We start from the raw sequence: 15,524 nt of genomic DNA on the forward strand, positions 1-15,524 counted from the left end.
CTTCCTTCATTGCATATTCCCTGAACCGTCCCGCCCACTCGTTCGCAGGAGAAAGGCCATGAGCGCTGTGATCGATGACCACGGTCATGCCGGTGACCACGCTCACGGCCCCGCCAAGGGCCTGATGCGTTGGGTACTGACCACCAACCACAAAGACATCGGCACGATGTACCTGTGGTTCAGCTTCTGCATGTTCCTGCTTGGTGGCTCGTTTGCCATGGTGATCCGTGCCGAGCTGTTCCAGCCGGGTTTGCAGATCGTCGAGCCGGCGTTCTTCAATCAGATGACCACCATGCACGGCCTGGTGATGGTGTTCGGTGCGGTGATGCCAGCGTTTGTCGGCCTGGCCAACTGGATGATCCCGTTGATGATCGGCGCGCCCGACATGGCCCTGCCGCGCATGAACAACTTCAGTTTCTGGCTGTTGCCGGCGGCGTTCCTGATGCTGGTTTCCACCCTGTTCATGCCCGGCGGCGGGCCGAACTTCGGCTGGACCTTCTACGCCCCACTCTCCACCACTTACGCGCCGGAAAGCGTGACGTTCTTCATCTTCGCGATCCACTTGATGGGCATCAGTTCGATCATGGGCGCGATCAACGTCATCGCCACCATCCTCAACCTGCGCGCCCCCGGCATGACGTTGATGAAAATGCCGCTGTTCGTCTGGACCTGGCTGATCACAGCCTTCCTGCTGATCGCGGTGATGCCGGTACTGGCGGGCTGCGTGACCATGATGCTGATGGACATCCACTTCGGCACCAGCTTCTTCAGTGCCGCCGGTGGTGGTGACCCGGTGCTGTTCCAGCATGTGTTCTGGTTCTTCGGCCACCCCGAGGTGTACATCATGATCCTGCCGGCGTTCGGTGCCGTCAGTTCGATCATCCCGACCTTCTCGCGCAAGCCGCTGTTCGGCTACACCTCGATGGTGTACGCCACGGCGAGCATCGCGTTCCTGTCGTTCATCGTGTGGGCGCACCACATGTTCGTGGTGGGCATCCCGCTGGTGGGCGAGCTGTTCTTCATGTACGCCACGCTGCTGATCGCGGTGCCCACGGGCGTGAAAGTGTTCAACTGGGTCAGCACCATGTGGCAAGGCTCGCTGACCTTCGAGACGCCGATGCTGTTCGCGGTGGCCTTCGTGATTCTGTTCACCATCGGCGGTTTCTCCGGGCTGATGCTGGCCATCGCCCCGGCGGATTTCCAGTACCACGACACCTACTTCGTGGTGGCGCACTTCCATTACGTACTGGTGCCTGGGGCGATCTTCGGGATCTTCGCCTCGGCCTACTACTGGCTGCCGAAATGGACCGGCCACATGTACGACGAAACCCTGGGCAAGCTGCACTTCTGGCTGTCGTTCGTGGGGATGAACATGGCGTTCTTCCCGATGCACTTCGTAGGGCTTGCCGGCATGCCGCGTCGGGTGCCGGACTACAACCTGCAGTTCGCCGACTTCAACATGGTCTCTTCCATCGGTGCCTTCACCTTTGGCGCGACGCAGATCTTCTTCCTGTTCATCGTCATCAAGTGCATCCGTGGCGGCCCGCCTGCGCCGGCCAAGCCGTGGGATGGCGCCGAAGGGCTGGAGTGGAGCATTCCTTCGCCCGCGCCGTACCACACCTTCACCACGCCACCGGAGGTCAAATGAACACCTCCCTATCCTGTGGGAGCTGGCTTGCCTGCGATGGCATCACTTCGGTGTACCTGAAAGACCGAGTTGCCAGCATCGCAGGCAAGCCAGCTCCCACAGAAAGGCCATTCGCAGAACATTCATTCGCAGGTGGCCGCCATGCTTGAGTCCGTGCCTATCAAGCGCCTGGTCACGCGCCTGCTGATCCTGGTGGTGGCGATGTTCGCCTTCGGGTTTGCCCTGGTGCCGATCTACGACGTGATGTGCAAGGCGTTCGGCATCAATGGCAAGACCGCCGGGCAGTACGAAGGCGAGCAGGTGGTGGACCCGACGCGGCAGGTGCGGGTGCAGTTCCTGTCCACCAATGCCATCGATATGGTCTGGGAATTTCACTCCAAGGCCGACGAGGTGGTGGTCAATCCCGGCGCAGTCACCGAGATGCTGTTCGTGGCCTACAACCCCACCGACAAGCCGATGACCGCCCAGGCGGTGCCGAGCATTTCGCCGGCCGAGGCGGCGATGTACTTCCACAAGACCGAGTGTTTTTGCTTCACCCAGCAAGTGCTACAGCCAGGTCAGCGCATAGAGATGCCGGTGCGCTTCATTGTCGACCGCGACATGCCCAAGGATGTGAAGCATTTGACCCTGGCGTACACGCTGTTCGATATCACCGCGCGCCAACCGCCCGTGGCTGTCCATACCGGCGGCTAGGCGTTGCTTGCGGGCTCGATTAGGAGAACGAATACATGTCGACTCATGATACGTACTACGTACCAGCGCAAAGCAAATGGCCAATAATTGCTACGTTGGGGATGCTGATCACGGTGTTCGGATTGGCGACCTGGTTCAACGATTTGAAGGCCGCACGCCCGGAATCCCACGGCCCGCTGATCTTTTTCGTCGGTGGCTTGCTGCTGGCCTACATGATGTTTGGCTGGTTCGGCGCGGTGATCAAGGAAAGTCGCGCCGGTTTGTACAGTTCGCAGATGGACCGCTCCTTTCGCTGGGGCATGACCTGGTTCATCTTTTCCGAAGTGATGTTCTTCATCGCGTTTTTCGGTGCGCTGTTTTATGTGCGGCACATGTCGGCGCCGTGGCTGGCGGGCGAAGGCCACAAGGGCATCGCGCACATGCTGTGGCCGAACTTCGAATTTGCCTGGCCGCTGCTGAACAATCCTGACCCGAAAATGTTTCCGGCGCCCAAGGGCACCATCAGCCCGTGGGGCTTGCCGCTGATCAACACGATCTTGCTGGTCAGCTCCAGCGTGACCATCACTATCGCCCACCATGCCTTGCGCAAAGGCCATCGCGGCGCACTGAAGATCTGGCTGGCGATCACCGTGTTGCTGGGTTGGGCGTTTCTCGGGTTCCAGGCCGAGGAATACATCCATGCCTATAAGGAGTTGGGCCTGACCCTGGGTTCCGGCGTGTACGGCGCGACCTTCTTCATGCTCACCGGCTTCCACGGTGCCCACGTGACCATCGGCACGATCATTTTGTTTGTGATGCTGATGCGCATCCTGAAGGGGCATTTCAACAACGAACACCAGTTCGGGTTCGAGGCGGCCAGTTGGTATTGGCACTTTGTGGACGTGGTGTGGATCGGGCTGTTTTTCTTCGTTTACGTGCTTTGAGGTGTTTCACCAGGGCGCATGAGATACCAGTTGGCCGCTGAAGAAACCCCAGGTGATCAACCCCAGGGTGATCACGGCCAGCACCACACGCACGGTCAAGGCAGTGACGAGGCGGTTGGAGTTGCCCTCGTCCTTGACCAGGAAGAACAAGCCACTGAACAGGCTCACGACGGTAGCAATCAGCATCAGGGCAATGGCTGCTTTGAGCATGGTGGGCTCCGGGGCTCTTTTTTGGAGGGGGCGAGCAATGAGATTCAGTATAGCCAGCGCAGCACCGACCTCTGCGGCAATGCCATGAAACCCTTTCGCCCCGGTATTGCGCCGACGCTGGTGGTACTCGTGCTGCTGCCGTTACTGGTATTTCTCGGCTTTTGGCAGCTGTCTCGCGGTCACGAAAAACAGGCGCTGCTGGACACTTACGCCGAGCGCCGCGCTGCCGAGCCCATGAGCAGTACGCAACTGCAGGCCACCGAAGATCCGGCGTTCCGTCGTGTGCATTTGCGCGGGCAGTTCGATGCCGAGCACAGCGTGTTGCTGGATAACCGCTTTCGCGACGGCAAGGTCGGTGTGGAGCTACTGCAACCTTTCCATGATCAGGCCAGCGGCGAGTGGCTATTGCTCAATCGTGGCTGGCTGCCCTGGCCGGACCGCCGTACACCGCCGGTTTTCACCACTCCCGAACAACTGTTGAATCTCGACGCCTGGGTCTATGTGGCGCCTGGCGAGACCTTCCAGTTGCATGCCGATCCGGCGGGCGCACAGTGGCCACGATTGTTGACCGCGCTGCATCCCGCAGCGCTGTGGACCGAGTTGGGTCGCAGCGGATTCGCCTATGAAGTGCGGGCTGAAGCGGGCCCGGCCACCTACGAAACCAGCTGGCCCGTGGTCGCCATGGGCCCGGAAAAACACCTGGGCTACGCCGTGCAGTGGTTCGCCATGGCGGTGGCGCTGTTCGGCCTTTACCTCTACCTCGGATGGCACAACACAAAAAAGGAGAAGCGCCATGGGAGCGGCCATGAATCCACTCAACATGTCTGACACGCCGGCAGCGCCCAATCGGCGCAAGGGCCGTTGGCAACTGATCCTGATCCTGCTGATGGTGGTCGGCCCGATGGTGCTCGCCACCTTTATGTACAAATTGCAGTTCTGGGTGCCGGACAGCCGCAGTTACCACGGCGAGATGATCGGCAATGGCCAGACCCGTGCCGACATTGGCGTGCAGGCTGACGAAGACCGCTGGCAACTGCTGGTCACCGCGCCCACCGCCTGCGCCGCCGACTGCCAGCAACTGGTGTACCTCGCACGCCAACTCCAGATCGGCCTGGGCCGTGATGCCTCCCGCGCCAGCCACGCCCTGGCCAGTGCGCAGCCGGTCAGCACCGCGTATGACGCCAAACTCAAGGCCGAATACCCGCAACTGCAACGCTATTCCCTGGACCTGTCGACCTTCAACAAAGACGCCGCCGCCCAAGGCAGCGGCGATGCCCAACTGTGGATCGTCGACCCCCACGGCAACCTGGTGCTGCGCTACGACGCCCGGGTCAAGGGCAAGGACCTGCTCAACGACCTACGCCTGCTGCTGAAACTGTCGAACATCGGATAAGGACACCGTCATGGCCAAACCTGGATTTCGCCTCGCGCTGTTTGCCACCCTGCTGGCCCTGATCGTGGTGCTGCTGGGCGCCTATACCCGCCTCACCCACGCGGGTCTCGGTTGCCCGGACTGGCCGGGTTGCTATGGCTTTATCAGCGTGCCGAAAAGCGAAGCCCAGCTGGCCCATGCCGAACTGCATTACCCGGACACGCCGGTCGAGGCGGACAAGGGCTGGAACGAGATGACCCACCGTTACTTCGCCGGCACCCTCGGGCTGTTGATCGTGCTGCTGGCGGCGCGCGCCTGGACCCATCGGCATCATCCGGGCCAGCCGTTGAAGCTGCCGTTGTTCCTGTTGGCGGTGGTGTTCGCCCAGGCAGCGTTTGGTATGTGGACGGTGACGCTGAAGCTCTGGCCGCAAGTGGTCACCGGGCATTTATTGGGCGGGTTTGCGACGTTGAGCCTGCTGTTCTTACTGACGCTGCGATTGTCCGGCGTATTGCCGGCGCTGATCGTGCCCAGGCGTTTGCAGTATTGGGCCACGGCCGGGCTGGTGCTGGTGATCGGCCAGATCGCGCTGGGTGGATGGGTCAGCTCCAACTACGCAGCCGTGGCGTGTATCGACCTGCCGACCTGTCACGGGCAATGGTGGCCGGCGGCGGATTTCGCCAATGGCTTTCACCTGACCCAGCATATCGGCCCCAATTACCTCGGCGGGCAACTGGACAGTGATGCGCGCACGGCGATTCACCTCACCCACCGGATTGGCGCGCTGCTGGTCACTGTCGTGTTGCTGGGCCTGGCCTGGCAGCTCAAGGTGGTCGGCATGACTCGCCTGGCCGGCCTGTTGCTGATCGCCCTGGCGGCGCAACTCTGCCTGGGCCTGAGCAACGTGTACTTCCACCTGCCGCTGCCGGTTGCGGTCGCGCATAACGCCGGCGGCGCGGCGTTGCTGCTGACGCTGGTGCTGGTCAATTACCACGCCCGTACCAGCCTGGTTCGGGTGCGACATCAGTTGCCGTTCGGCTGGCGCTTCAGCCCGCGTAAACACGTGTCGGGCCTCATAACCATTAAAGGAGAGATGCCATGGCGACCTTGATCTGCGAGCGTCACAGCCAGGCGATCTGGCGTGACTATCTGGAGCTGACCAAGCCAAAAGTGGTGGTGCTGATGCTCATCACCTCGCTGGTGGGCATGTTCCTCGCCACCCGCGCCGGGGTACCGTGGCCGGTGCTGATTTTCGGCAACCTGGGGATCGCGCTGTGTGCCGGCGGCGCGGCGGCGGTCAACCATGTGGTGGACCGGCGCATCGATGCGCTGATGGCGCGTACCCATAAGCGCCCGCTGGCGGAAGGGCGCGTATCGCCTGTGGCGGCGCTTGTTTTTGCGATGGTGCTGGCGGTGGCCGGGCTGGCGCTGTTGCTGGCGTTTACCAATCCGCTGGCCGCCTGGCTGACCCTGGCCTCGCTGTTGGGTTATGCGGTGATCTACACCGGCTTTCTCAAGCGTGCGACGCCGCAGAACATCGTTATCGGCGGCCTCGCCGGCGCCGCGCCGCCGTTGCTGGGCTGGGTCGCCGTCACCGGCCACGTCAGCGCCGAGCCGTTGCTGCTGGTGCTGATCATCTTCGCCTGGACCCCGCCGCACTTCTGGGCCCTGGCGATTCACCGCAAGGAGGAATACGCCAAGGCCGACATCCCGATGCTGCCCGTGACCCACGGCGAGCACTACACCAAGGTGCATATCCTGCTCTACACCTTCGCCTTGCTGGCGGTCAGCCTGATGCCCTATGTCATCCACATGAGCGGCATGCTGTACCTGGTGTGCGCACTGGTTCTGGGCGGGCGCTTTCTGCAATGGGCCTGGGTGCTGTACCGTGGCAGTCGGCCGCACGCGGCGATCAACACCTTCAAGTACTCTATCTGGTACTTGTTCGCGCTGTTTATCGCCCTGCTCGTAGACCATTACCTATTGTTGAACCTATGACTCGAACTCAAAAAACTGTCTTCATTCTGGTGGCCATTGTCGCGTTGATCATGGGCCTGACCGTCAACAAAGTCCTGAGTGGCAAAGGCCAGGGCGACCCGACGGCCTTGATCGATGCCGGCATCATCCTGCTGCCGCAAAGCCGCCAGTTGCCACCGGTGACCATGACCAACCAGGACGGCCAGCCGGTGGTGGTCAACGAGCTGAAAGGCAAGTGGAGCGTGCTGTTCTTCGGCTACACCTTCTGCCCGGACATCTGTCCGACCACTCTCGCCCAACTGCGGCAGATCAAGAGCGAGCTGCCCAAAGACGTTGTGGATAAGTTGCAGGTGATTTTGGTCAGCGTTGACCCGAACCGCGATACACCGGCGCAGCTCAAGCAGTACCTGGGCTACTTCGATCCACAGTTCGAGGGCCTGACCGGTGCGAGTGTGGACGATGTGCAGAAGGTTTCGAATGCGGTGAGCATTCCGTTTATTCCGGCAGACACCAGCAAGCCCAACTACACCGTCGACCACAGCGGCAACCTCGCGCTGATCGGTCCGGATGGAACGCAACGCGGGTTTATCCGGGCGCCGTTGAACAACCAGAAGCTGGTAGCGCAGTTCCCGGGGTTGTTGCAGCGTAAATAAGCTTGCCGACCATTTTCTGAGCGACACAAATCAAATGTGGGAGCGGGCTTGCTCGCGAAGGCGGTGTGTCAGTCAACAGATGTATCGACTGAACCACCGCCTTCGCGAGCAAGCCCGCTCCCACATTGGTTTGGATCGTTCCCACGCTCTGCGTGGGAATGCCGCACTGGACGCTCTGCGTCCGCTTTTTCGATCGGAGTTTCGGCCTTGGATCAGAACGCCGGCAGGATCGCGCCTTTGTACTTCTCAAGAATGAACGCTTTCACTTCCGGGGTGTGCAGGGCTGCTACCAGCTTCTTCACCGCGTCCGAATCCTTGTTGTCTTCGCGGGTCACCAGGATGTTCACATAAGGCGAGTCGTTGCCTTCGATCACCAGTGCGTCCTTGGACGGGTCCAGCTTGGCTTCCAGGGCGTAGTTGGTGTTGATCAGCGCCAGGTCGACCTGGGTCAGCACGCGCGGCAGGGTGGCGGCTTCCAGTTCGCGGAATTTCAGGTCTTTCGGGTTTTCAGTGATGTCCTTGATGGTCGACAGGATGTTGGTCGGGTCCTTCAGGGTGATCAGGTTGTGCTTGGCCAGCAGCAACAGCGCACGGCCGCCGTTGGTGGCGTCGTTCGGGATCACGACGTTGGCGCCGCTTGGCAGGTCTTCCAGCTTCTTGTACTTGCTGGAGTAGGCGCCCAGAGGCTCCAGGTGCACAGCGCCAACGCTCACCAGGTGAGTGCCCTTGGCTTTGTTGAACTCATCCAGGTACGGCTGGTGCTGGAAGAAGTTGGCGTCCAGGCGCTTTTCGGCTACCTGTACGTTTGGCTGAACGTAGTCGGTGAAGACTTTGACCTGCAGGTCCACGCCTTCCTTGGCCAGAGCCGGCTTCACGAATTCGAGGATTTCAGCGTGCGGCACCGGGGACGCGGCCACGGTGAGGGTTTCGGCGGCGTGGGCGGAGAACGCGGCAACGGCGGCGAAAGCAACCAGTAGTTTTTTCATTCAACAAGCTCCTTGTTCGGGAATTGGCCGGCTTAACGCCGGCAATAGCCGTTATTTTCGAGAAAAGTGCACCACCAGCTTGTCGCCGACGGTTTGCAGAATTTGTACCAGGATCAGCAGCAGCACCACGGTGACCACCATCACGTCGGTCTGGAAGCGCTGATAACCGAAGCGGATCGCCAAGTCACCCAGGCCACCGGCACCCACTACACCGGCCATGGCCGTGTAGGAAACCAGTGTAATCGCCGTCACCGTAATCGCCGCGAAGATGCCGGGGCGGGCTTCGGGCAGCAACGCGTTGGTAATGATCTGGCGAGTGGTCGCGCCCATGGCCTGGGTCGCTTCGATAATCCCGCGGTCCACTTCACGCAGCGCGGTTTCCACCAGGCGCGCAAAGAACGGCGTGGCACCCACCACCAGTGGCGGAATTGCACCGGCAACACCCAGCGAGGTGCCGGTGATCAGCACCGTGAACGGGATCATTACGATCAACAGGATAATGAACGGCAGCGAACGCAGGATGTTCACCACCAGCGACAACAGCGCATAAACATTCTTTTGTTCGAACAGCTGACGCGGGCTGCACAGGAACAGCAGCACGCCCAACGGCAAGCCCAGCAATACGGTGAACAGCAGCGAGCCGAACAGCATGGTCATGGTGTCGCCGGTGGCGAGCAGGATTTCCGACCAGTCGATGTTCGAGAAAAAGCTCAAGAGGATTTCCATTAGCGCAGCACCTCCATATGGACGTCTGCCGCGGTGAAGGCGGCGAAGGCGGCCTCCATGTCACCGCCGGTGACGGCGAGGGTCAGTTGCCCGTAGGGAATGTCTTTGATGCGGTCGATACGACCGGCGAGGATGCTGTAGTCCACACCCGTGTCGCGGGCGACGGTACCCAGCAGCGGCGCGTAGGTCGCTTCGCCCTGGAACGTCAGGCGCACGATGCGCCCCGGTACATGGGCGAAGTCATCACGCTGTTCGCCTTCGTCGACTTGCTCGGATTCCTGCACGAAGCGCTTGGTGGTCGGGTGCTTGGGGTGCAGGAATACGTCGGCGACGGTGCCTTGCTCGACGATCACGCCGGCGTCCATCACGGCCACGTGGTCGCACACGCGGCGGATCACGTCCATTTCATGAGTGATCAGCACGATAGTCAGCTTCAGCTCGCGGTTGATCTCGGCCAGCAGTTGCAGGACCGAGGCCGTGGTCTGCGGGTCGAGGGCGCTGGTGGCTTCGTCGCACAGCAGGATTTTCGGCTTGGTGGCCAGGGCGCGGGCGATGCCGACGCGCTGCTTCTGGCCGCCAGACAACTGCGCCGGGTACTTCTTGGCATGGTCGGACAGGCCGACCCGCGCCAGCAATTCGGCCACGCGCAGGTCGATTTCCTTGCGGGAAAGTTCGCCCGCGAGAGTCAGCGGCAGCGCCACGTTGTCGGCAACGGTCTTGGATGCCAGCAGGTTGAAGTGCTGGAAGATCATCCCGACCTGTTGCCGGAAACGGCGCAGGCCGTTGGCGTCGAGGGCGGTGACTTCTTCGCCATCGACCTTGATCTGGCCGCCGCTGGGTTGCTCCAGGCGGTTGATCAGACGCAGCAAAGTACTTTTTCCCGCACCGGAATGGCCGATCAGACCAAACACCTGGCCATTTTCGACGCGCAGGTTGGTGGGATGCAGTGCGGGGATATCCTTACCGGCGACCCGGTAGGTTTTATGGACGTTATGAAACTCGATCACGTAGCGAACCTTGTGGGGCGCATTAAAAAGGGATCAGCGGTTAGCCGGGCGCGCATTTTAGCCTGTCCGTATAGCGTTTCTTAGCATTTATTTCTCATCCGACCAGCGATTTGGCAATAACGCGATCAAAGGTCATAAAAAAGGAACGGTACAAAACCGTGTCAGTCACTACATAAGCAACTCGAAACTCCCAGGTGCCGTGCCTGGGGTTTTGCTCAAGAAGAGCCGGGGATCGCTCTGGCCTACGCAAACGAGGAGTTTTTGTCTGATGAGTACTAAAAAGCCAGTTACCCCGCCCAAGAGCGAACTTGCGGGCACCGACACTCTGGACCGTGGCAACACCAACGCCAAGCTGCAAAGCCTGGAAACATTCCGCTCCGACGCGACGGGCCAGGCACTGCGCACCAACCAGGGCGTGAAGGTTTCCGATAACCAGAACAGCTTGAAGGTCGGCTCCCGTGGCCCATCGCTGCTGGAAGACTTCATCATGCGTGAAAAAATCACGCACTTTGACCATGAGCGGATCCCGGAACGTATCGTTCATGCTCGGGGTACCGGTGCCCATGGTTATTTCCAGACCTACGAAAACCACTCGGCGCTGACCAAGGCCGGATTCCTGCGTAACCCCGAACACAAAACCCCGATATTTGCGCGTTTCTCTACGGTGCAGGGCCCTCGCGGCTCGGGTGATACCGTGCGTGACGTGCGTGGCTTTGCCGTGAAGTTCTTCACCGATGAGGGCAACTTCGACCTGGTGGGTAACAACATGCCGGTGTTTTTCATTCAGGACGCGATCAAGTTTCCTGACTTCGTGCATGCGGTAAAACCTGAGCCCCACAACGAGATTCCTACTGGCGGCTCAGCCCACGATACGTTCTGGGATTTTGTCTCGCTGCAGCCGGAGTCGGCGCACATGGTGATCTGGGCCATGTCTGACCGGGCCATTCCGAAAAGCCTGCGAACCATGCAGGGGTTTGGCGTGCACACCTTCCGCCTGGTGAACGCCGAGGGCAAATCCAACTTCGTCAAATTCCACTGGCGGCCTACCGTCGGCACCTGCTCCCTGGTGTGGGACGAGGCGCAGAAGCTGGCGGGCAAAGACACCGACTTCCACCGTCGTGACCTGTGGGAATCCATTGAAAGTGGCGATTACCCGGAATGGGAATTGGGCGTGCAGATCATCGCCGAAGAAGACGAGCATAAGTTCGACTTCGATATTCTCGACCCGACCAAGCTGATCCCCGAAGAGCTGGTGCCCATCACGCCGCTGGGCAAGATGGTGCTCAACCGCAACCCGGACAACTACTTTGCCGAGACCGAGCAAGTGGCGTTCTGCCCGGGGCATATCGTGCCGGGCATCGACTTTTCCAATGACCCGCTGCTGCAAGGCCGTCTGTTTTCCTACACCGATACGCAGATCAGCCGACTGGGCGGGCCGAACTTTCACGAGTTGCCGATCAACCGTCCGGTAGCGCCGTTCCATAACGGCCAGCGCGATGCCATGCACCGCACCACGATAGACAAGGGCCGCGCGTCCTACGAGCCGAACTCGATTGATGGCGGCTGGCCGAAAGAAACTCCGCCTGCGGCGCAGGACGGTGGTTTTGAGACGTATCCGGAGCGCATTGATGCCCACAAGATCCGTGAGCGCAGCGAGTCGTTCGGTGATCACTTCTCCCAGGCGCGCCTGTTTTTCCGCAGCATGAGCAAGCACGAGCAGGAGCACATCATCGCCGCCTACAGCTTTGAACTGGGCAAGGTGGAGCGTGAGTTTATTCGCGCTCGCCAGGTGAACGAGATCCTCGCCAACATCGACCTCGAACTGGCCAAGCGTGTGGCGCAGAACCTGGGCTTGCCAGCACCGACTAAAGGTACGGTGCCAGAGCGCAAGACGTCTCCGGAACGCTCGCCAGCGTTGAGCCAGGCCAATTTGCTGTCGGGTGATATCAAGACCCGCAAGGTGGCGATTCTGGCGGCGAACGGTGTTGATGGTGCGGCGATTGATGCCTTGAAGAAGGCGCTTGAGGCCGCAGGTGCGCATGCGAAGTTGCTGGGGCCTACCTCGGCGCCGGTAACGACGGCGGATGGCAAGAGCCTGCCGGTGGATGCTTCCATGGAAGGCTTGCCTTCGGTGGCGTTCGATGCGGTGTTTGTGCCGGGTGGCGCCAAGTCGGTTCAAGCGTTGAGCGCTGATGGTGTGGCGTTGCATTACCTGCTGGAGGCCTACAAGCACTTGAAAGCAATTGCCCTGGCCGGTGAGGCGAAGCAGTTGCTGGATGTGCTGAAGCTTGAGGCGGATGCGGGCTTGATTGTTGGCGGCGACGCGAAGGCGTTTAAGGCGTTCTTTGCGGCGATTGCCCAGCATCGGGTCTGGGATCGGGAGCCGAAGGCTAAAGCTGTTCCGGCTTAAGGTATCGGTTGTTTGTTAGATCGCTTTCGCGAGCAAGCCCGCTCACACATTCGACCGCATTCCAAAGTTGGAACTCGGTTAAATGTGGGAGCGGGCTTGCTCGCGAATGGCGTTATTCAGTCTTACGCGGAATCAGCACGACCTGCGCCGGAACCTTCTTCAGGATCTGCCGGTGAATCTTCAGGTCATACCCCGAATCGATGCGCTTCACCCGTTTGGTCAGCAACGTGGCCAGCCATGGGTAATCTTCGGTGCGCGGTGCCTGGATGCTCACATCGCACTGGTAATTCACCACATCGGTGGCGATCTCATCCAGTTGATGGCGCAGTGCCTCGATATCGGTGAGGTTCAGCGCAACCGTAGTGCTTGGCGCTGCCGGGTCGATGACCTTGGCCGGCGGCTTGGCTTCGGCGGCTTTCAGGGCGGCCTCGGCTTTGTCCAGCTCGACTTTACGGGCATGGGCGATCGCACTGTTGACGCCACCGGTCAGCGCCGGAGCCTTGGGCATCAATGCCCGTGCGCGGCTCAGGGCCGTCGCGGCAGCGTTGACATCACCCTTTTGCAGGACGATCTGGCTGCGCTGCAAATAGGCTTCGGCCAGTTGGCGCTGATAAGGCTCCAGCGCCGGGTCGTTGGGCGACTGGGCCTGCAAGGCGGCCAGCTCGTCTTCGGCGGTGGCCAGTTCACTGCTGGCGAGGTTTTGCTCCAGCTGTGCGATGGCCGCAGCACGTGCGTCCGGCGCCTGGGGGGCGGCGGGCGGGGTGCTTTGGCAGGCGCCCAGCAGCAAGGAAAATGCGGCAAGGAGCAGATAACGGGCGTTGAACAGCTTCATTCCTGCGACTCTCTAATTGCGCAAAAAGCGAGCAAGTCTACACCCCGCGACGGGGCAGGACAAAACTCAGCAGAAACAGGGCGGCCGCCGTGACCACAATCGACGGCCCGGCCGGGGTGTCCTTGAACCAGGACAGCGCCAGGCCACCACACACCGCGAGCATCCCCAGAAGGCTGGCGCCGAGCGCCATTTGCTCCGGCGAGCGGGCGTGACGCTGGGCCGCAGCAGCCGGGATGATCAGCAGCGATGTGATCAACAATACGCCGACAATCTTCATCGCGACAGCGATCACCACGGCGATCAGCAGCATCAGGGTCATGCGCAGCGCCGCCACGGGCAAGCCTTCGACGGTGGCCAGTTCTTCGTGAACGGTGATCGCCAGCAGCGGGCGCCACAGCGTCACCAGCAGCACCAGCACTGCCGCGCTGCCGCCTAGAATCCACGCCAGGTCGGTGGGGCTGATCGCCAGCAGGTCGCCGAACAGGTAGGCCATCAGGTCGATGCGCACTTCATGCATGAAGCTCAGCACCACCAGGCCCAGGGACAAGGTGCTTGGGGCCAGGATGCCCAGCAGGGTATCGGAGGCCAGAGGCTGACGCTGTTGCAGGGTCACCAGCAGCACAGCCAGCAGCAGGCAGCCGACGGTGACGGCAATGGTCGGGCTCACATCCAGCAGAAATCCCATGGCCACGCCCAGCAGCGCAGCGTGGGACAGGGTGTCGCCAAAATAGGCCATGCGCCGCCAGACCACGAACGAGCCCAGTGGGCCCGCCACCAGCGCCAGAGCCAAGCCTGCCAGCAGGGCGTAGAGCAGAAAATCAGCCATGCTTGCAGCTATCTCCATGAACGTGGGTGTGGGATGCGGTGGAGTCATCGACTACAGCGCCATGCAGGTCATGGGCGTGGTCGTGATGGTGGTGGTAGATCGCCAGGCTCTGGGCGTTCTTGCCGAACAGCTCGACAAAAGCCGGATCGCCGCTGACCTGTTCCGGGTGGCCGGAACAGCACACGTGACGATTGAGGCACACCACCTGGTCGGTGGTGCTCATCACCAGGTGCAGGTCGTGGGAGACCATCAGCACGCCGCAACCATGGCGGTCCCGCAGGCGGGTGATCAGGCTGTACAGCTCGGCCTGGCCGGCGACGTCGACGCCCTGCACGGGTTCATCCAGTACCAGCAATTCCGGCTCGCGCAGCAGGGCGCGGGCCAGCAGCACGCGCTGCATTTCGCCGCCGGAGATGCTTTGCACCGGGCTGTCGATCACCTGTTCGGCGCCCACTTCCTTGAGGGCGGACTGTGCGCGGGCACGGTCGACACCGGGCACCAGGCGCAGGAAGCGCAGCACTGACAGGGGCAAGGTCGGGTCCACATGCAGCTTCTGCGGCATGTAGCCGACCCGCAGCCTCGGCTTGCGCCACACGCTGCCGCTGTCGGGCTTGAGCAGGCCGAGTACGGCGCGCACCAGGGTGGTCTTGCCGGCACCGTTGGGGCCGATCAGCGTGACGATCTGACCTGCCTCGACGCTCAGGGCGATGTTGTCCAGCACGTTTTGCCCGGCGAACGTGACCCCGACCTGCTCCAGGCGGATTAACGCAGTGCTCATCAAGCCCCCTGGCAGCCCGAGCACACACCGACGACTTCGACGGTTTGCCCTTCGACCTTGAAGCCGACGTCGCCGGCGCTCTTGATGATGCTGTCGCTGATGCTTTTTTGCTCAAGTTCGATGGCGGCGTGGCACTCGCGGCAAATCAGGAACTGGCCCTGGTGCGCGTGTTCCGGGTGGTTGCAGCCGACAAAGGCGTTGAGCGATGAGATGCGGTGCACCAGGCCGTTGTCCAGCAGGAAGTCCAGCGCGCGGTAAACCGTGGGCGGCGCGGCGCGGCGGCCGTCCTGCTCGCTGAGCACGCCGAGGATGTCGTAGGCACCCAGCGGCTTGTGGCTTTGCCACACCAGCTCCAGCACCCGGCGACGCAGGGCGGTCAGGCGCAGGCCTTGGCGCGCGCACAAGGCGTCGGCCTCTGACAGTGCGCTGTGCACGCAGTGAGAGTGGTCATGGGGACGGCTGGCAAGCGGTGTTTTAGGCATG

The 15,524-nt window shown here is 61.4% G+C and carries 17 protein-coding genes; 9 read left to right on the forward strand and 8 right to left on the reverse strand.

Features of this window, described 5'->3' with window-relative positions; translation table 11 throughout:
* The first annotated feature begins 58 nt into the window (after nt 1–58).
* From ctaD to HX839_RS07860, 3 genes are all read left to right on the forward strand, one after another.
* Entirely contained in the window at nt 59–1,648 is a 1,590-nt protein-coding gene (gene ctaD, locus HX839_RS07850) for a cytochrome c oxidase subunit I (RefSeq protein WP_003214853.1), read from the forward strand.
* Between the two features lie 141 nt (nt 1,649–1,789).
* A complete protein-coding gene (locus tag HX839_RS07855; RefSeq protein ID WP_008439615.1) occupies nt 1,790–2,341 on the forward strand; it encodes a cytochrome c oxidase assembly protein in 552 nt (183 codons plus the stop codon).
* 35 nt (nt 2,342–2,376) lie between these two features.
* Nucleotides 2,377–3,264 carry a cytochrome c oxidase subunit 3 gene (locus tag HX839_RS07860; RefSeq protein ID WP_003214849.1) on the forward strand — a complete coding sequence of 296 codons (888 nt, stop codon included), beginning with the start codon at nt 2,377–2,379 and terminating at the stop codon, nt 3,262–3,264.
* Between the two features lie 6 nt (nt 3,265–3,270).
* On the opposite strand, the gene HX839_RS07865 is transcribed toward HX839_RS07860, so the two are convergent.
* A complete protein-coding gene (locus tag HX839_RS07865) occupies nt 3,271–3,474 on the reverse strand; it encodes a twin transmembrane helix small protein (protein ID WP_010168612.1) in 204 nt (67 codons plus the stop codon).
* A gap of 84 nt (nt 3,475–3,558) precedes the next feature.
* Between HX839_RS07865 and HX839_RS07870 the strand changes: the two genes are divergently transcribed.
* Genes HX839_RS07870 through HX839_RS07890 form a run of 5 tightly spaced genes read left to right on the forward strand, consistent with a single transcriptional unit; the run spans nt 3,559 to nt 7,476 of the window.
* The gene (locus tag HX839_RS07870; RefSeq protein ID WP_177066924.1) at nt 3,559–4,302 is read left to right on the forward strand and encodes an SURF1 family protein; all 744 of its coding nucleotides are present in this window, start codon (nt 3,559–3,561) and stop codon (nt 4,300–4,302) included.
* A complete protein-coding gene (locus HX839_RS07875) occupies nt 4,268–4,867 on the forward strand; it encodes a hypothetical protein (RefSeq protein WP_023659276.1) in 600 nt (199 codons plus the stop codon). Before HX839_RS07870 ends, HX839_RS07875 begins: the two co-directional genes overlap by 35 nt.
* Nucleotides 4,868–4,877: 10 nt before the next feature.
* Nucleotides 4,878–5,957: a heme A synthase gene (locus tag HX839_RS07880; protein ID WP_087694554.1), complete on the forward strand. Its 1,080-nt coding sequence runs from the start codon at nt 4,878–4,880 to the stop codon at nt 5,955–5,957.
* The gene (gene cyoE, locus HX839_RS07885) at nt 5,945–6,844 is read left to right on the forward strand and encodes a heme o synthase (protein WP_177066925.1); all 900 of its coding nucleotides are present in this window, start codon (nt 5,945–5,947) and stop codon (nt 6,842–6,844) included. The genes HX839_RS07880 and cyoE overlap by 13 nt, the downstream gene beginning before the upstream one ends.
* A complete protein-coding gene (locus tag HX839_RS07890) occupies nt 6,841–7,476 on the forward strand; it encodes an SCO family protein (RefSeq protein ID WP_008439627.1) in 636 nt (211 codons plus the stop codon). Before cyoE ends, HX839_RS07890 begins: the two co-directional genes overlap by 4 nt.
* A 212-nt stretch (nt 7,477–7,688) precedes the next feature.
* Here HX839_RS07890 and HX839_RS07895 read toward each other — a convergent pair whose 3' ends face one another.
* From HX839_RS07895 to HX839_RS07905, 3 genes are read right to left on the reverse strand one after another with little or no spacing between them, the layout of a single operon-like run.
* Nucleotides 7,689–8,462, reverse strand: a complete 774-nt coding sequence (locus tag HX839_RS07895; protein WP_177066926.1) for a MetQ/NlpA family ABC transporter substrate-binding protein — start codon at nt 8,460–8,462, stop codon at nt 7,689–7,691.
* 51 nt (nt 8,463–8,513) lie between these two features.
* Nucleotides 8,514–9,188, reverse strand: a complete 675-nt coding sequence (locus tag HX839_RS07900; protein ID WP_003214831.1) for a methionine ABC transporter permease — start codon at nt 9,186–9,188, stop codon at nt 8,514–8,516.
* Nucleotides 9,188–10,195 carry a methionine ABC transporter ATP-binding protein gene (locus HX839_RS07905; RefSeq protein ID WP_134325499.1) on the reverse strand — a complete coding sequence of 336 codons (1,008 nt, stop codon included), beginning with the start codon at nt 10,193–10,195 and terminating at the stop codon, nt 9,188–9,190. The genes HX839_RS07900 and HX839_RS07905 overlap by 1 nt, the downstream gene beginning before the upstream one ends.
* Before the next feature lie 268 nt (nt 10,196–10,463).
* On the opposite strand from HX839_RS07905, the gene katE reads away from it, so the two are divergent.
* On the forward strand, nt 10,464–12,605 hold the full coding sequence (katE, locus tag HX839_RS07910; RefSeq protein WP_177066927.1) for a catalase HPII: 2,142 nt from the start codon (nt 10,464–10,466) through the stop codon (nt 12,603–12,605).
* A gap of 112 nt (nt 12,606–12,717) precedes the next feature.
* On the opposite strand, the gene HX839_RS07915 is transcribed toward katE, so the two are convergent.
* From HX839_RS07915 to HX839_RS07930, 4 genes are read right to left on the reverse strand one after another with little or no spacing between them, the layout of a single operon-like run.
* A complete protein-coding gene (locus HX839_RS07915) occupies nt 12,718–13,437 on the reverse strand; it encodes a PA5502 family lipoprotein (RefSeq protein ID WP_003214825.1) in 720 nt (239 codons plus the stop codon).
* A gap of 37 nt (nt 13,438–13,474) precedes the next feature.
* On the reverse strand, nt 13,475–14,263 hold the full coding sequence (gene znuB / locus HX839_RS07920) for a zinc ABC transporter permease subunit ZnuB (protein WP_003214823.1): 789 nt from the start codon (nt 14,261–14,263) through the stop codon (nt 13,475–13,477).
* Nucleotides 14,256–15,041, reverse strand: coding sequence for a zinc ABC transporter ATP-binding protein ZnuC (znuC, locus tag HX839_RS07925; protein WP_177066928.1), 786 nt, complete (start codon nt 15,039–15,041; stop codon nt 14,256–14,258). The genes znuB and znuC overlap by 8 nt, the downstream gene beginning before the upstream one ends.
* Nucleotides 15,041–15,523 carry a Fur family transcriptional regulator gene (locus HX839_RS07930; RefSeq protein ID WP_003214819.1) on the reverse strand — a complete coding sequence of 161 codons (483 nt, stop codon included), beginning with the start codon at nt 15,521–15,523 and terminating at the stop codon, nt 15,041–15,043. The genes znuC and HX839_RS07930 overlap by 1 nt, the downstream gene beginning before the upstream one ends.
* Nucleotide 15,524 lies beyond the last annotated feature (1 nt).

Origin of the sequence: Pseudomonas sp. I8001 (genome assembly GCF_013385345.1) — a bacterium.
GTDB lineage: Bacteria > Pseudomonadota > Gammaproteobacteria > Pseudomonadales > Pseudomonadaceae > Aquipseudomonas.

Coding starts and splice junctions, on each gene's coding strand:
- ctaD (WP_003214853.1), top strand. CDS start 59: ATGAGCGCTGTGATCGATGACCACGGTCATGCCGGTGACCACGCTCAC.
- HX839_RS07855 (WP_008439615.1), top strand. CDS start 1,790: ATGCTTGAGTCCGTGCCTATCAAGCGCCTGGTCACGCGCCTGCTGATC.
- HX839_RS07860 (WP_003214849.1), top strand. CDS start 2,377: ATGTCGACTCATGATACGTACTACGTACCAGCGCAAAGCAAATGGCCA.
- HX839_RS07865 (WP_010168612.1), bottom strand. CDS start 3,474: ATGCTCAAAGCAGCCATTGCCCTGATGCTGATTGCTACCGTCGTGAGC.
- HX839_RS07870 (WP_177066924.1), top strand. CDS start 3,559: ATGAAACCCTTTCGCCCCGGTATTGCGCCGACGCTGGTGGTACTCGTG.
- HX839_RS07875 (WP_023659276.1), top strand. CDS start 4,268: ATGGGAGCGGCCATGAATCCACTCAACATGTCTGACACGCCGGCAGCG.
- HX839_RS07880 (WP_087694554.1), top strand. CDS start 4,878: ATGGCCAAACCTGGATTTCGCCTCGCGCTGTTTGCCACCCTGCTGGCC.
- cyoE (WP_177066925.1), top strand. CDS start 5,945: ATGGCGACCTTGATCTGCGAGCGTCACAGCCAGGCGATCTGGCGTGAC.
- HX839_RS07890 (WP_008439627.1), top strand. CDS start 6,841: ATGACTCGAACTCAAAAAACTGTCTTCATTCTGGTGGCCATTGTCGCG.
- HX839_RS07895 (WP_177066926.1), bottom strand. CDS start 8,462: ATGAAAAAACTACTGGTTGCTTTCGCCGCCGTTGCCGCGTTCTCCGCC.
- HX839_RS07900 (WP_003214831.1), bottom strand. CDS start 9,188: ATGGAAATCCTCTTGAGCTTTTTCTCGAACATCGACTGGTCGGAAATC.
- katE (WP_177066927.1), top strand. CDS start 10,464: ATGAGTACTAAAAAGCCAGTTACCCCGCCCAAGAGCGAACTTGCGGGC.
- HX839_RS07915 (WP_003214825.1), bottom strand. CDS start 13,437: ATGAAGCTGTTCAACGCCCGTTATCTGCTCCTTGCCGCATTTTCCTTG.
- znuB (WP_003214823.1), bottom strand. CDS start 14,263: ATGGCTGATTTTCTGCTCTACGCCCTGCTGGCAGGCTTGGCTCTGGCG.
- znuC (WP_177066928.1), bottom strand. CDS start 15,041: ATGAGCACTGCGTTAATCCGCCTGGAGCAGGTCGGGGTCACGTTCGCC.
- HX839_RS07930 (WP_003214819.1), bottom strand. CDS start 15,523: ATGCCTAAAACACCGCTTGCCAGCCGTCCCCATGACCACTCTCACTGC.